The organism is Pseudoalteromonas sp. CnMc7-15 (genome assembly GCF_022347925.1).
In the GTDB taxonomy this organism is placed as follows: Bacteria; Pseudomonadota; Gammaproteobacteria; order Enterobacterales; family Alteromonadaceae; genus Pseudoalteromonas; species Pseudoalteromonas ruthenica.
In genome coordinates, this window is the sequence record NZ_JAKRFT010000007.1 from 127,084 (window position 1) to 142,179 (window position 15,096).

The window sequence follows — 15,096 nt, forward strand, 5'->3', positions numbered from 1 at the left end:
GTTGCTATCACTTTAATGCTAGTTGAAGTTCAAATTTATGCTGTTTTTTTAAAGTACTTTATTTCTTGCTAAGTAGATGAAAGTAAATGCTTTACAAAGGCAACTAATGCGCCCATATTAAGGCCATAAAAGCCAAGATGGCGGAGGAACAATGTTGCTTGCAATAACAGCAATTGTAGCTGGTTTTATACTACTGGTTTACAGTGCCGGACGCTTTGTAGACGGCGCTGCGGCCACAGCGGCACACGCAGGGTTACCCACTATTTTGATCGGTATGCTTATTGTCGGGTTTGGCACATCCGCACCGGAAATGGTTGTCTCGGCGATGGCTGCGAGCGATGGCAATCCGGCGCTAGCACTAGGCAACGCTCTTGGCTCAAACATTGTCAATATTGGCCTAATTTTAGGGGTCACTGCACTGATTGCTCCCATCACAGTGCACTCGAATATTGTTCGCAAAGAGCTACCACTGCTTTTGGCTGTGGTGTTGCTGTGTGGCTATTTGCTCTACGATGGTCAATTGACCACATTCGATGCCACCTTGCTGCTTGGTGGCTTTGTTAGCGTGGTGGCATGGTCAATATATTCAGGCCTGCGCCACCACAACGACCCACTGGCAAGCGACACCGAGCAGGGTGTCACCAGCCAAACCATGGGGCTAAAGAGCGCACTGTTTTGGTTAGTTTGTGGCTTAGTGGTTCTAGTGCTAAGTTCACGCATATTAGTGTGGGGTGCGGTGCAAGTCGCCTCGGCATTGGGAGTCAGTGATTTAGTCATTGGCCTGACTATTGTCGCTTTGGGTACTTCACTACCAGAGTTAGCTGCGTCTATTATTGCGGCAAAAAAAGGCGAGCATGATATCGCCATTGGCAACGTGGTAGGCTCGAACATGTTTAATATTCTTGCCGTTATTGGTATCGCTGGAGCGATTGAGCCCTTCGGCCTTGGCGCAGATATTTTTTATCGTGATTGGGGAGTGATGCTGGTGTTAACGCTTGCTTTGCTGGTCATGGCCTATGGCATCGGCCGTCAAGGCCGTATCAACCGGGCAGAAGGGGGGCTATTGCTCAGCGGTTATCTCGCCTACAACGGCTACTTGCTGTGGACCTTAGTGTAAACGCGAGTGCGAGCAAACCCACTCTCTAATCATTGAACACCTTAGTTAAGGACAACCTATGCAATATAAGAAAACATATTATGCAATTAAGGCACTCGCTGTTTTATCTTTTGCTGCCATTGCTTTTACATATTGGGGAGCCGGTCTGGCTCTGTTATTGCTGCTATCGCCCTATGCTATCCTGTATTTTTTGGCCAACAGTCACAGCTATCGCAATACAAAATTAGCCGTGATGCGAGCCACGCCGGCGATATTCAGCTTTTTCATCATGCTGGGCTTAGTGTTTGGGATTCAATCAGACCCACAGTCAGGTATCGGCGTTATGCTAGGCGTAACGGCGCAATTGGCCGCCATTAGCCTCGCCGAGTTAATCATTCTATTTTTCTTGCGAACGCCAGAATACGCACCTTAATCTGTACGATAAACGCATAACTGTTACCCTTTAATATGGTGTGCGCTGTAATCAAGTACTGCCCGGGTGATGCAGGTGCAACACGCCAACACTTCTGCCCGATACACCACAGCCATTGTTACCAACAGGTACTCTCTGGCTTTGACGTCGCCCTAGGCAACTAGGGCAACGACTGTTAACTCTGTGGGCACGCAGGGTGTTCTAAAAGCACTTGCGTGACAATTTGCCCAAACAGCGCTTGCTGCTGCTGGTCTAGCTGAAGCGCCGGATTATAGGGAATGGCGTCCGCCAATTCGCCAGTAATGATCTCATAAAAGGTCATTGCAGTGAGCACCTTCCCTGCATAAGATGCATGATTACCATCTGCATGATGTAGCTCAACCGTTGGCATAACGTCTAATACACGATTCCAAACCAAGCCTACGGGCGCGACACAGCTAAGCTCTTGTTGGCTAATTGATTGATGTAAATTGTATACCCGCTCTGCCTCAGATGGGTCACCACGTTGTGGGTGCTCTGGAAATAATATCGGTGTGATGTTGTTTGATTTAGCCTTTGCAATTAAACGCTCAGTTGCGTGCGTTGGATAGTCGGTTGCGCCGGACTGAGAGTACTTTTGCCCTTGAAATATGGCGTGGCTCCAAGTGTTTTTTTCTAATTGCTCTACGTTTGCAGTAACCGCAGCAATTTCATCTAAAAACCGCCCACTAATTGTTACCGTTTCAATCGTCTTATTTGGAAGTTGGTCACTGATCAGTGTTTCAATGATTGAACCTAATTGTGAGCTATGACTGTTACCATAAATAACCAACCGATAGTCAGCAACAGCACTATTATCAACGATGTTACCTGTCGGTGTTGGTGTCAGTTGCTTCGGCTCATCATTTTTTGTGCCAGAGCCACAGGCCGTTAGGTTTAGCCCTATAAAGGCTATGAAGGATATCGCTAAAGGTTTTATCGACATGATCACCTCCCTGTTACATTGCGCAAAAGCGCATAGACGATAGATATATGATTCTTTTAGAAAATACACACATTAGTAGGCAACTGCAACAGTAAAAAAGCACAAATAATGTGCAGCACCAGATAAAAGAATCAAAGGTTCACTATGATAATTAAGCGCGATAAAAACCCATAATGGCAATAACTTACATTATTTGATACTAATAAATCAGCGACCAAAGCAAACTTATCATCATCTTAGTCAGTGGAGGTTTTGTGCGCAGTTTTGAAAGTCACGGAGGTCATATGTCTCAACGGGAAAAGGTTACAACATGGTTAATGTTAGTGATTTCATTCGCTGTATTTATTGCTGCAACATATATAATTGGTTCGCTTATCGGCAGTCTGTTTATCACCGCAACGGTTGAGTTATCAATTCTGCAAATCGGCATTATTTGTGGGGGGATCACAGCAATATCAGTATTTATACGTTGCGTGAAAAAGTTAAAAAATCATGCTGAATTAGCTCGCACCTCTAGACCGTAGTCTACGGTAGCTTAAAGCGAGCGTCAGACGGCCACTCCCACCAAAACCACAGTGATACACCCATAATCGTTGAGTTTCTCATACAGTCAGGTAAACGACCCAGAGGGTCGTTTTTGTCGTGCCCACGCTTAGAGCAATGTCGCGTAACTTCAGCGCTGGTAAGTATTTCCTAAATTTGCTATCAATGGTCTAAAGACTAAAACGAGACAGGTTGCGGCAGAAAAACGACCCAATCGCTCGATATTAAATTGTTAGATGAATAAGATCATCTGCCACGAGAGATAAAAGGAAGTATGAGTAAGCAAGAAATCAAGAATTTAGCAGTGGAACTGGATATACCTTACCTGCTCCACTTTACACATATTAGTAATTTAGAAAGCATCCTGGAAAATGGGCTTTACTCTCGTGAAGCGGTTGATGCTATGGACCAAGAGATCATTACTAATGATGAAGGTAGGTATGATGGAAGGATAAATACTATTTCGCTATCTATCGCTCACCCAAACGATAGAATGTTTACAAAATACCGCGAGGTGGATGAAGATTGGTGTGTTTTAGCGCTTAGGCGCAGAGTTCTTTGGAAGCTTGATTGTTTATTTTTCAAACATAATGCCGCAGATGGCAGAATAAGTGGAAAGGACAATAACGAACTATCCGGTATAAATGCCTTTAGATCAATGTACGAAGAGCTGGATGAGCTAGACAGCAGAGAGGGTCAGTGTCTGGAAGCTTACGACCCGACTGATAAGCAGGCCGAAGTGCTCGTTTTTGACCACATACCAGTCGATTATATATTTGGTGTAGTTGTTTCCAATAGGCAGGTTAAAAAGAATTATAAAGACATTTTGGAAAATTTTAAGGTTGCAATTAATTCACCTAGAAAAGGCGTCTACGCAAGCAGGTTATATCGGAGGAAGTGGCAGTAATGGCTGTTCGCCCAATTTTTATCCCAAAAGAAAAGTCGGTAGGGGTTTTTGAGAAGCCTATTGATTTTAAGTGGCACGCAGGAATGGCTGCATCTCAAAAGAAAAAATCTATATTCGAATTACATGAACAGGCAAAAAAATCTGGAGCAAATTCAGTTTTAGAAATTTCTAGTAAATCTGAAGTTGAACTGGGCATACAGTTAAGCGCTTTTAATTTAGTAATAACTACAAAAAAACATGGGAAAAAACTTACTGTAGAAACTGCCTTTCAGGGAAGTAAGGTTTTTGAAAGAGGTGGCCCTTATAGTGATTTATACGGTCTCGACTCTAGAGCAGCCAAAAAAGATATAAGACTAAAAGAGTCTGGTAATTTGATTAATTTCTGCTTTTTCGGTGTGGACTTTCCTTTGATTCCAAGAACATATTTTTACGATTGGATATATATCAATGCCTTGGTTCAAAATGAATCTTTAGCTGAAGAAGTTAAAGGCTTTGATGCTTTTAGTGATATTGAATTTAATCCGAAAAAATCTATAAATTGCCAAGCTCACGCTGTCGCGCTCTACAGAAGCTTGGTTAACAATAACCTTTTGGTTGATGCACTAGATAGTCCAGATTCTTTTCTCAGTATTTGTCAATCACATTATGATATTCAGTCAAGAAATATTGGCGTGCAGGGTTCAATCATCTAACAAAGCGCTGCTACGGACAAATTTTCCGCGGCGTTAGACCAGCATCTGCTTTCTCATAACATAAAGCATGGGTGACTAATGGTTGAATGGCGGTTAATGGCACTGCGCTGACCGTCGGGCCAGCTACTAATAACCGTTCGGTCTAACACTTTATGCCATTGCAACAAAAAAGGCGCTTTCGCGCCTTTTTCAATTTCTTCTTATTCCACCGTTACCGATTTGGCTAGGTTTCGGGGCTGGTCAACGTCGGTGCCTTTGATAACCGCAACGTAGTACGAAAGCAATTGCAGTGGAATGGTATAAACCACTGGGGCAATGATGTTTTCCACATGGTTTACATTGATTACGCGCATGGTCTCGTCCGATGCAAAGTGGGAATCTTTATCAGCAAACACGTAAATGATACCACCACGGGCACGCACTTCCTCTACATTCGATTTCAGCTTTTCGAGCAACTCGTTATTTGGTGCCACGACGATGATCGGCATATCGGCGTCAATCAAGGCTAATGGGCCATGTTTGAGCTCACCCGCAGCATAGGCTTCGGCGTGAATGTAGGATATTTCTTTGAGTTTCAACGCCCCTTCCATAGCAATAGGGTACTGCGAGCCACGGCCTAGGAATAACGAGTGGTGTTTGTCGGCGAATTCTTCCGCTAACTCCTCAATGCCTTCGGCTAGGGTCAACGCTTCTTCAAGCTTGTTAGGCAGGGTCTTAATCGCACTTACAATAGCACGTTGATTAAGGCCTTTTTCTTGGGCGATAGACGCCGTTAGCATCAATAAGCCAACCAATTGTGTGGTAAAGGCTTTTGTTGAAGCGACGCCAATTTCAGCCCCAGCTTTGGTCATAAAGGCTAAATCAGACTCGCGTACCAGCGATGAGCCCGGCACGTTACAAATGGTCATTGACGCCATGTACCCTTGCTCTTTAGCCAAACGCAAGGCAGCCAAAGTATCAGCCGTTTCACCCGATTGAGAAATCGTTACTAATAGGCTATTTTCGTGCACGAATGACTCGCGATAGCGGAATTCTGAGGCAATTTCGACATTACAGCTGACGCCGGCAAACTGCTCTAGCCAGTAACGCGCGACCATTCCCGAGTGATACGAGGTACCACAGGCGATAATTTGCACGTGTTTTACGTCTTTAAAGATTTGCGTTGCGCCCTCACCAAAGGCATCGACACTGACGCGCTCATCGTGCAAACGACCATCCAAGGTATTACGCACTGCCAATGGCTGCTCGTAAATTTCCTTCAGCATATAATGGCGGTAGTCGCCCTTGCCAGAGGCGTCTTGAGTAATGTTAGACTCCACCACTTCACGCTCAACACTGTAACCGTTGCTATCGAATATTTCCACGCTATCGCGGGTAATACGAGCCACATCGCCCTCTTCTAGGAAGATAAAGCTGCGAGTTACAGGTAATAGTGCAAGCTGATCAGAGGCAATAAAGTTCTCGCCGAGCCCTAAGCCAATAACTAGCGGGCTTCCTGAGCGCGCAACAATCACTTCATTATCGTTGGCTTTATCAAATACCACCGTGCCATAGGCACCCTCTAGTTGTTTCACCGCCGCTTGTACGGCACTGAGCAAGGAGTTGTGCTGTTGGCGCAATTGATGGATAAGGTGCACCATAACTTCGGTATCTGTTTGCGATACAAACTCGTAGCCATCGCCTTGTAGCGCTTCGCGCAAACTAGCATGGTTTTCGATAATGCCGTTATGAACCAGTGCTAATTCACTATTAGAGACATGCGGGTGGGCATTGGCTTCGGTAACGCCACCATGGGTCGCCCAGCGAGTGTGGGCAATGCCCGTTGTGCCAGAAACATTGGCTTCATTGAGCGCACTTTCCAACGCCGCCACCTTACCTACAGCTTTAACGCAATTTAAGGTGCTTTGTTGCGATAGCGCTACGCCTGCTGAGTCGTAGCCACGGTATTCAAGGCGCTTAAGGCCCTCAATTAAAATTCGGTTCACAGGGCGTTCGGCAACAGCCCCTACTATTCCACACATAGATTCTCCATTTGCACAGTATGTGTTGTTAAAAAGCCCGATGTTGTCGGTCGGGTTATGTGTTTATACCTTGGCGCAAATTAAATGTACGCCATGCGCGCTGATCTCTTGGCGCAAGTCTGCAACCAAGGTGTTGTCGGTGATCAGAGTGCTGACCTTGTGCCAAGGCAGTTCTAAATTCGGGATACGGCGGCCTATCTTGTCAGACTCCACCATCACCACCACTTCACGGGCCGCTTCAGCCATCACTTGGCTTAGGCCGATAAGTTCGTTGAAAGTAGTGGTTCCACGGGAAACATCGATACCATCAGCACCGATAAATAAAGTATCGAAATCATATGAGCGCAATACCTGCTCTGCTACTTGCCCTTGAAAAGACTCTGAATGTGGATCCCAGGTGCCACCGGTCATCAATAAGGTCGGCTCGTTCTCTAACGCCAGTAAGCGATTTGCAACATTAATGGCATTGGTCATCACCACTAGGCCTCGTTTGCTCGCCAGTTCAGGGATCAAGGCGGCGGTGGTGCGCCCGCTATCGATGATAATGCGATGATGATCTTTAATAAGCTGAGCGGCTGCCTTGGCAATGGCGCGTTTACGGGCTGAGTCTTGCGGCTCTTCACTGGCAACGATTTCATTGGGTAAGGCAATCGCGCCACCGTATCGGCGTAGCAAGAGGCCGTTTTTTTCAAGTGTTGCTAAATCCTTTCGAATCGTAACTTCTGATGTTTGCAGCTGCTCCGCTAACGCCTCTACTGAGACTTCACCCACTTCATTAACTTGGCTAAGAATAGTGTGGCGGCGTTGCTGGGTATTGCGCTTAGTCATTCAGTTACACTTAAGTTTCGATTCGAAAGATAAACCATTATAGTCGAAACTTTATGTCAAGCTCAATGCACAAATGGTATGCGCACAAAAATAGTCGCAAAACGCTTAATTACGGCTTAAGCACAATCAGTTAGTGATCAACACTGATACGAGCAACGTAATAATTTCAATACTTAATTTGCGCTTGCTCTCGCCAGCGCCTAGCCTAAAACAACGGAGTGTTTAATAAAGGAAGTTCAACTTGGTTAAATCCTCATCATTGTTCATATCGCTGTTTATTATTCTCACCGTTGAGTCGCTGGCACTGGGTTTGTATTACGACAACATCGGCCAAGGCTTAGTCATCAGCTTTATTATCGCTTCTTTACCCATATACCTGCTTAAAAGCGCCCCGCAAAGTCGGCTGACACATCATGTGAGTGCTGCCGCATTGATGATGTTCTCATTTTTGCATATTCATCAAGCCTACGGCCTCATTGAAGTGCATTTTGAGATTTTTATCTTTATGGCGATTTTGGTCATTTTTAAAAACTGGCGCATTTTTATCACCGCACTTTTACTAGTCGCTGCGCATCACATCAGTTTTTACTTTATGCAAACGGGCGATGTGGGCGTTTACGTATTCGATCCACAAAGACTCGCCTTTAGTACCGTGCTTATCCACGCTGTATACGCCACAGCAGAAGCACTCATTGCTGCTTATATCGCACACATGTTGTATCAGGAATATCAAGGTGGAAAAGCGCTGGAGTCTGCCATAGAGAAGATAGCCCGCGACCCAATGAAGCTAGACCTTTCTGTGCGTGTTGATGCGAAAGGTAGCAATGCACTGGCACAATTCAATACTCTACTCGATCAACTCAGTAGCGTTGTTGATTCGGTCCATAAAGAGCAGCAAGCGCTTATTCAAGGCGCCACCAAGGTGGCTGAGCTACAACAATTACTCACCCAAAACGCCGAACATAAGCAAACGCAAAATAACCTGATTTCTCAAGCAGGAGAGCAAGTGAGTGATGGCTTTAGCCAAGTTCAAAGCCAAAGCGAGCACGTGGCCGACCAATACGCGATGATCTCAACGCAACTGCAAGGTGCCATGAAAGAAGTCCATGAGACCGATGCACAAAGCCATGCTTTAGCGCAAATGCTCGACACCACGCAGCAGCAGTTAAAGGATTTGGAGTCTAGCTGTGCGCTTATCTCTAACCTGCTCAATGACATTAATGCCATTGCCGAGCAAACCAATCTATTAGCATTGAATGCCGCTATAGAGGCAGCCCGGGCGGGCGAACAAGGCCGAGGCTTCGCGGTAGTCGCCGATGAAGTAAGATCGCTTGCCAATACCTCAAAGCAAGCCACCGACAAAATAGCGCATACGCTTAAAGAGCTGGTCGCTAACAGCGATAAGTCGACCACCTCCATGGGGCACTGCATTGATAAAGTGAATATTGTCGAGCAACTGAGTTCCTCGGTCCTGGAGGCTATCTCAGCGGTGGAACAAACCATGATAGTGATTAAGGATGATTCTGATAATGTTAAAGAAATTGTTTTGCAGCAAGCCAGCAATACTCAGCAAATAGCCCAGCAAAGCGTTCATGTTCGCGAACTATCAGAAAAAGACAGCATCAACATCCATCAGCTTGATGAGCAGGTGGCCAATATGCTCAATGCTTTAGATGGTTTGAAGGCTCAGGTATCTCGTTTTGTCCAGCGCTAACAAACAAATATTGAAGTTGGTTATCAGCGGCCTATGGCTGCTGTGCAGTGCAGTGGCTTTGTGGTTTGTGGCCGACAAACGGGCCACTGTATTTGATCCAAACAACATGTTGCAGCAGCCACAGTGGCAACGCTCGTTAATGCCGGTATTAGCGGATATTGATAGTGAAAAGCACGGCACCACCTTGCTGTTGGTGGGCAATGAGCAATGTCGTTGCCAACGGGTCGCTGCGCCTCACCAAAGTAAGGTCATAGCTGATGCTCGCCGAGCCGGAATAAAGGTTCGCCAGGTCGATGCATCGTCACTGCCCACAGGCCTGCTACCTGCTGTGCCCGCAGCCATTATGTTAGCGCAGGGCAGCGTGCTTTACGCTGGCCCCCTCTCTGTGGGGCTCGGGTGTGCCATCGAAGATGGCATTATTGATACTGTTATAAACAACTACGAAAATGGCTTTCACAGCTCGATGCTAGTAAGCAAGGTCTCTGGCTGCTACTGCCGTGTGTAGCAGCGCTACACCGTTGAGCCGGCTCGCTTGAGCTGACGAATTTCCATATTGCTGATGCCATCACCACAAAAATCACTGGGTCCTATTTCTTCATACGCAGACTGCATTTTCAATAATGCTTGAGTCGCGCCGAGTTCAACCAGCGCACACTCGGCTTCACGCAAAGAATTAAAGGGTTTCAATGCGTCGTTGTTATCACTCAGAATATGATAATTACCGTCGGTATCAAGGGCTCCGGCTAAATAATGATTAGCATCGGCGTAACTAAGGATAATGGCGCGATATTGGCTATCGGCTAACGCGGCTTTAAGTTGATTTGCTTGCATAGGTTGCACTCCTCACTCTATTAACTGTTAAACGCAGCAACAACGGGAATGGATTAAAAAAAGCGCACTTTCGTGCGCTTTGAGTAGGGTTGGGTTAATTATTCATAGCGCAGCGTTAGCGAAGGCCGGGTGCTAGCCGCTCTAAAGGCGAGGCTAGCCACAGTTAACCAGGTGATCATAGCTACCAAAGCGGCGGCGACAACGTAAAACCATATAGCCTGATCAATACGCTCGTTAAAGTTGGCCAGCCAGTCACCCACTAGCCAGTAGGTTAACGGAAAGGCAATGGCAGTACTTATGGCCACCAGCAGTAGGAACTCTTTGGCGAGCAAGTTAACGATACTTAACCTAGATGCACCGAGCACTTTGCGCACAGCCACTTCTTTTTGACGGCGTAAGGTAGAGAATGCAGCTAATCCAAAGGTACCTAGGCAGGTTAATAAGATTGCCAAAATACAGAAGATGGCAACTAAGGTAGAAACACGTTCATCGTTTTTATATAACGCGCGGTAGTTATCTGCTACCAGCTCAATATCAGCATTGTGCACATTTAACTGGTCACTGACGATCTGCTGCACCTGCGTTTTTACTGCGTTAAGCTGGCTCGGCTCAAAGTTAATAATCAACTTGCCCTCGTTGGCCCAGCTAAAGCCGCACACCAAGATTAATGGCGATGCCGAAGCCTCACGCGCTGAACCAATGGTGACATCATTGATCACGCCCACAATTTTGAGCACTTCCTGGTTGTCTCCGGAGCTGCTGTAAAGCTCTTTGCCAATGGCTTGCTCAGCACTGTCATAACCGGCCACTTTAACGAATGATTGCGATACCAGCACCCCAGCCCGGCCGTTGCCATCGTCGCCTAAGCTATGCCAATCACTGCCATAATCGGCGCTCAGGTCGCGCCCAGCGATAACCTCTAGCCCAGCGGTTTCAGCAATATTAAAGCCCACGCCAATAAAAGGGATCACAGCATCATTTAACTCACCGTTATCCGAAGTCACAGTAAAGCTAGTGTTGAATGACGAGGTAAAAGAGGCATCGGTAATGCTGCTAGAGATCACCCCTGGTACAGCATTGATGCGCTGACTCAAGACATTGTTGTGCTTGAAGTACAATTGTCTAGCCGGGATATCATCCACCTCTAAACGGTATTGTTTTTCATAGCCAACCGCCAGCGATTGCAAGTGACTGAGTTGCTGATGCAAGGAAAATGCGCCGATGATCAGGGCAATAGATAAAGAGGCTTGCAAAGTCAGCAACAGCTTGCGCACCAAAATAGCAGTACGACCGCGCTGAATATCACCGCTGAGCACGCGTTTCGCACTAAACGCTGACATAAAAAATGCGGGGTACGCGCCAGCTAACACGCCCACCGATACCACGACCGCGACTAAAATAATGCCAAACTCTGAAAAATAGTTGATCACCAAAGTGCGTCCTACCAATTGGTTAAACGCTGGTAATGCTAATTCCAGTAGCGCGCACGCAAGCACCGCTGCCACACTAGTTACCAATAAGGATTCCACTAGGAATTGATTAATAATTTGCGCCTTGCTCGCCCCCAGCGCCTTACGTACACCCACCTCTTTGGCTCGTTTAGCCGACTGCGCGATGCTCATATTAATGAAATTAAAAGCCGCCAACACGATTAATAGAATACTCAGCGAAAAGCTGATCAACACCACGGTGTACGAGCCATTTTCTTTAAGCTCATAACGGCTATCGGAATGCAGATGAATGCCAGGTAGGTGCTCAAAGGATAAGGTCACGAAACCGAGCGGTTGATCTGGGTAAACAAGTTCAGGGTAAGCCTCGGCAAAACGTGCTTGCTCGGCTTTGATGTCAGCGTCGGCAGCAAAGCGTACATACACATAAAAGTTATTGAGCTGGTAATTGGGGTTTTCGTCCTGCATTGCCACTAACCCGGAAAAAGCAAAGTGGGTATTATCTTGCAAATCGGCGAATACGGCGGTAACTGTGTAGGTCGTTTGCCCTTTGCTTAAGGTCTCACCAATGGCATTAGCCTGGCCAAAAATACGTATGGCTTCATGTTCGCTCAACGCGATTCTGTTCGGTGCGCTCAGCGTGCGCTGCAAATCACCAAACAGCACATCGAGCGCAACAAAGTCGGTGATATTGGTGCCCGTAGCAAATAAATCTTTCATTTTGTAATAGTTGCCATGGGCACTAAAATCTCCAGATAGCCGAGGGTGCATTTTCAAGGCAAAGATATCCTCTACCGCACCATTTTTTGCCACCTCTTGCGCTGCGTAGTAATTAGTAATCGGCGCATTCACTCCCATTTCACGAAAGTGTTGCGATAACCGATAAGTGTGCTCAAAGTGGGGCTGATGCGCGTCGACACTGGCCTCAAAACGGGCAAACAGTGCCATTAAAATAGCCGCAGCCAAGCCCACCGCCAAGCCAAATACGTTTAATAGAAAATGTTGTTTATGGGTTACGAATGCGCGTAGCGCAGCCGATAAGTAACTAGTGAGCATAGGTGCACTCCTGCTGATGTATATACAAGCTGAGTAATGCCAATATCTGTCTGCTTCGCGCGCTATTGTTCGCCACTTCGAAGTCGTTATTGTTGTTCGCCGGCATATTGCATATGTTTTTTATCATTGTGATTTTTTGCGGCGACGCCCTAATGGCGCCGCCTACACCTTATTCGTATCTCAGTGTTAACGAAGGGCGCGTACTGGCCGCTTTAAAGGCTAGCCCCGCAACCGTCAGCCAGGTAATACCGGCAACAGCGAGAGCGGCGATGCCATACACCCAGATAGCCTGCTCAATACGGTCGTTGAAGTTTGCTAACCAGTCACCCACCAGCCAGTAGGTCACTGGATAGGCTATGGCAATGCTCAGCGCCACTAGCAGTAAGAATTCTTTAGCTAAAATGTTGATAATACTGGTTCGGGAAGCGCCAAGAACTTTGCGTACAGCAATTTCCTTTTGTCGGCGAATAGTCGCGAATGACGCTAAACCAAAGGTGCCTAAGCAGGTTAAGAACACGGCCAACGCAGTGAATATAAACACCACTTGCGACACGCGCTCATCGCCACGCAGTAAGTTTTTATAGTCCTCTGAGAGTAAACTGATTTTAGGCTCATAAATCTTGGCATGATTGGCTAATACCGTTGTTACTTGCTGCTGAATGTATGGCAAGTTTTGCTGATCGATATTCATTATCACCTCAGCCACAGGGCCATAACTCAGCCCACATAGGAACATGATGTTCGAGTTTGCATCTTGGGCATTGCCCACTTTTACATCGGCTACCACGCCGACCACTCGCATTGCCATCCCTTGCCCTTGAGTGGTGATGGTTTTACCCACCATCTCACTCGGCTGTGAATACCCCGCTTGCTTAGCAATAGATTCGGTTACCAAGGTGCCAACCTGAGTGGTACCGTTAATTCGCTGCGCCCAATCACCAGCATACTCGGCGCTAAAGCCACGACCGGCAACGAGCTTAAGACCTAAGGTTTCCACAACATTAAAATCGGTACCTATAATTGGCGTTAAGCCTTCGGTGCTCTCACCATTAGGCCACACCGGTGCCACGGTATTGTTGATTGAGACAGTGAGCTGAGTATCCACCACACTGACATTGTTTACGCCTTCAATTGCAGCGAGATTTTTAACTAAGGCACTGGGCTCTTTGGTCAGCACCATTTTGCGCGGCAACTCAGAGATAACTAAGCGCTGTTGCGTTTCATACCCCAAAGGTAAGCTTTGTAAGTAGGCTAATTGCTGCTGCAAAGTCACAGTAGCGATAATTAAAGCTATAGATAACGAGGCCTGCAAGGTAAGTAAGCTCTTACGAACAAATATTGCTGTATTACCTCGCTGTAAATCGCCACTTAACACCCGTTTCGCGCTAAATGACGAAATAAAGAAGGCAGGATACAGCCCTGCAAGTAAGCCCACCGCAACGGCCACCGCAAGCACCACAACGCTAAACATGGAGGCGTAGTTAACCACCAGTTCTCTATCTACCAAGGTATTAAAACTAGGGAGAATAAGCTCAACGGCAATGCACGCGAGCACCATAGACAGCAAAGATACCAACACCGACTCTGATAAGAACTGCGTCACAAGCTGAGCTTTACTTGCACCTAGGGCCTTGCGCACACCCACTTCTTTGGCGCGTTTAGCCGATTGCGCCACGGTCATGTTAATAAAGTTAAAGCCAGCGATAAGTATCAGCAATACACTCAGCCCTGCACAAATCACCACCACCTGCTTAGCACCCCCCGTTTTCATTTCAAACGGTGATTTGGCAGTTAAATGCAGATCACGCAGTGGGTGTAACTCAATGCTCACCTGATAGCTTTCATCGTTAGCGAAGTACTGCTCTGTGAGCGTTTTCGCCAGAGCCTGGGTGTCGGTGTTAGGAGCCAGCTTTAAATACACATAGCTGTGGTTGGCACGCAGGTTTTCCGGGTTATGTTCAAAATAGGCCAGGGACTTGAAGGCAAAATGGGTGTTGTCGGCCAAATCGGCGAACACGGCTCGCACGGTGTACTGGCCATGCTCGTGTACCAAGGTTTCACCCACTGCATTCACCTTCCCGAAGATACGCAGTGCCTCAGATTCGCTCAATGCCAAGCCATTTGGCGTACTCAACGCCTGACTTAATGAACCATCCAAGGTGCGCAAGGCAATAAAACGCTCAATATTAGCGGTGGCGCCAAACAAGCCATCCAACTTATAACCTTGAGAGCGATAGGTCACATTGGCAGGGGTAGCCTGAGTTTGTTCTGACAAAGTTAGGGCAAACACATCCTCGATTTGACTGTAACTTTGCGCATTTTTTGCCTGCGTGTAGTTAGAGATAGGGATCACCGCCAAGCCAAGTTTGCTAAAGTCTTGGCCCACGCGATAAACCCGCTCAGCGTCAGGCTGCTGCGCGTCATAGGAAAGCTCATTGACGGCAAAAAGCGCCACCAAAATAGCTGCGGCTAAGCCCACGCTCAAACCAAACACGTTGAGCGCGAAGTGCTGCTTTTGTAGCTTAAAAGCACGCAGCGCTGTAATTATGTAACTTAAGATCAT

General features: G+C 46.8%; 13 protein-coding genes. 7 read left to right on the plus strand and 6 right to left on the minus strand.

Features of this window, described 5'->3' with window-relative positions; genetic code table 11:
* The first annotated feature begins 151 nt into the window (after positions 1 to 151).
* Together MHM95_RS16960 and MHM95_RS16965 are read left to right on the plus strand one after the other, a co-directional pair.
* Positions 152 to 1,117, plus strand: coding sequence for a calcium/sodium antiporter (locus tag MHM95_RS16960; protein ID WP_239385859.1), 966 nt, complete (start codon positions 152 to 154; stop codon positions 1,115 to 1,117).
* Between the two features lie 58 nt (positions 1,118 to 1,175).
* Complete coding sequence (locus MHM95_RS16965) at positions 1,176 to 1,529, plus strand: hypothetical protein (protein ID WP_239385860.1); 354 nt, start codon at positions 1,176 to 1,178, stop codon at positions 1,527 to 1,529.
* Positions 1,530 to 1,704: 175 nt separating this feature from the next.
* Here the strand turns inward: MHM95_RS16965 and MHM95_RS16970 are convergent, their stop codons facing one another.
* Positions 1,705 to 2,493 carry a hypothetical protein gene (locus MHM95_RS16970; protein WP_045979441.1) on the minus strand — a complete coding sequence of 263 codons (789 nt, stop codon included), beginning with the start codon at positions 2,491 to 2,493 and terminating at the stop codon, positions 1,705 to 1,707.
* Positions 2,494 to 2,777: 284 nt separating this feature from the next.
* Here MHM95_RS16970 and MHM95_RS16975 point away from each other — a divergent pair, with 284 nt between their 5' ends.
* From MHM95_RS16975 to MHM95_RS16985, 3 genes are all read left to right on the plus strand, one after another.
* Entirely contained in the window at positions 2,778 to 3,017 is a 240-nt protein-coding gene (locus tag MHM95_RS16975) for a hypothetical protein (protein WP_045979442.1), read from the plus strand.
* A gap of 293 nt (positions 3,018 to 3,310) precedes the next feature.
* Positions 3,311 to 3,943, plus strand: coding sequence for a DarT ssDNA thymidine ADP-ribosyltransferase family protein (locus tag MHM95_RS16980; protein ID WP_239385861.1), 633 nt, complete (start codon positions 3,311 to 3,313; stop codon positions 3,941 to 3,943).
* Positions 3,943 to 4,635 (plus strand): hypothetical protein, encoded by a 693-nt coding sequence (locus tag MHM95_RS16985; protein WP_239385862.1) that lies wholly within the window; start codon positions 3,943 to 3,945, stop codon positions 4,633 to 4,635. Before MHM95_RS16980 ends, MHM95_RS16985 begins: the two co-directional genes overlap by 1 nt.
* A gap of 200 nt (positions 4,636 to 4,835) precedes the next feature.
* Here MHM95_RS16985 and glmS read toward each other — a convergent pair whose 3' ends face one another.
* Positions 4,836 to 6,656 carry a glutamine--fructose-6-phosphate transaminase (isomerizing) gene (gene glmS / locus MHM95_RS16990; protein WP_239385863.1) on the minus strand — a complete coding sequence of 607 codons (1,821 nt, stop codon included), beginning with the start codon at positions 6,654 to 6,656 and terminating at the stop codon, positions 4,836 to 4,838.
* A 63-nt stretch (positions 6,657 to 6,719) separates the two neighbouring features.
* Complete coding sequence (locus MHM95_RS16995) at positions 6,720 to 7,484, minus strand: DeoR family transcriptional regulator (protein ID WP_239385864.1); 765 nt, start codon at positions 7,482 to 7,484, stop codon at positions 6,720 to 6,722.
* 241 nt (positions 7,485 to 7,725) lie between these two features.
* On the opposite strand from MHM95_RS16995, the gene MHM95_RS17000 reads away from it, so the two are divergent.
* Entirely contained in the window at positions 7,726 to 9,198 is a 1,473-nt protein-coding gene (locus MHM95_RS17000; protein WP_235420029.1) for a methyl-accepting chemotaxis protein, read from the plus strand.
* A complete protein-coding gene (locus MHM95_RS17005) occupies positions 9,185 to 9,703 on the plus strand; it encodes a DUF6436 domain-containing protein (protein WP_239385865.1) in 519 nt (172 codons plus the stop codon). The genes MHM95_RS17000 and MHM95_RS17005 overlap by 14 nt, the downstream gene beginning before the upstream one ends.
* Before the next feature lie 5 nt (positions 9,704 to 9,708).
* Here the strand turns inward: MHM95_RS17005 and MHM95_RS17010 are convergent, their stop codons facing one another.
* From MHM95_RS17010 to MHM95_RS17020, 3 genes are all read right to left on the minus strand, one after another.
* Positions 9,709 to 10,029: a DUF6482 family protein gene (locus tag MHM95_RS17010; protein WP_138507928.1), complete on the minus strand. Its 321-nt coding sequence runs from the start codon at positions 10,027 to 10,029 to the stop codon at positions 9,709 to 9,711.
* 98 nt (positions 10,030 to 10,127) lie between these two features.
* Positions 10,128 to 12,533 (minus strand): ABC transporter permease, encoded by a 2,406-nt coding sequence (locus MHM95_RS17015; RefSeq protein ID WP_239385866.1) that lies wholly within the window; start codon positions 12,531 to 12,533, stop codon positions 10,128 to 10,130.
* A 169-nt stretch (positions 12,534 to 12,702) separates the two neighbouring features.
* Positions 12,703 to 15,096 carry an FtsX-like permease family protein gene (locus tag MHM95_RS17020; RefSeq protein ID WP_239385867.1) on the minus strand — a complete coding sequence of 798 codons (2,394 nt, stop codon included), beginning with the start codon at positions 15,094 to 15,096 and terminating at the stop codon, positions 12,703 to 12,705.

Bases quoted from the DNA above. Each gene is read 5' to 3' on its own strand.
- MHM95_RS16970 (WP_045979441.1), bottom strand. From the start codon at position 2,493: ATGTCGATAAAACCTTTAGCGATATCCTTCATAGCCTTTATAGGGCTA.
- MHM95_RS17015 (WP_239385866.1), bottom strand. From the start codon at position 12,533: ATGCTCACTAGTTACTTATCGGCTGCGCTACGCGCATTCGTAACCCAT.
- glmS (WP_239385863.1), bottom strand. From the start codon at position 6,656: ATGTGTGGAATAGTAGGGGCTGTTGCCGAACGCCCTGTGAACCGAATT.
- MHM95_RS16960 (WP_239385859.1), top strand. From the start codon at position 152: ATGTTGCTTGCAATAACAGCAATTGTAGCTGGTTTTATACTACTGGTT.
- MHM95_RS16995 (WP_239385864.1), bottom strand. From the start codon at position 7,484: ATGACTAAGCGCAATACCCAGCAACGCCGCCACACTATTCTTAGCCAA.
- MHM95_RS17020 (WP_239385867.1), bottom strand. From the start codon at position 15,096: ATGATCTTAAGTTACATAATTACAGCGCTGCGTGCTTTTAAGCTACAA.
- MHM95_RS16980 (WP_239385861.1), top strand. From the start codon at position 3,311: ATGAGTAAGCAAGAAATCAAGAATTTAGCAGTGGAACTGGATATACCT.
- MHM95_RS16975 (WP_045979442.1), top strand. From the start codon at position 2,778: ATGTCTCAACGGGAAAAGGTTACAACATGGTTAATGTTAGTGATTTCA.
- MHM95_RS16965 (WP_239385860.1), top strand. From the start codon at position 1,176: ATGCAATATAAGAAAACATATTATGCAATTAAGGCACTCGCTGTTTTA.
- MHM95_RS17010 (WP_138507928.1), bottom strand. From the start codon at position 10,029: ATGCAAGCAAATCAACTTAAAGCCGCGTTAGCCGATAGCCAATATCGC.
- MHM95_RS16985 (WP_239385862.1), top strand. From the start codon at position 3,943: ATGGCTGTTCGCCCAATTTTTATCCCAAAAGAAAAGTCGGTAGGGGTT.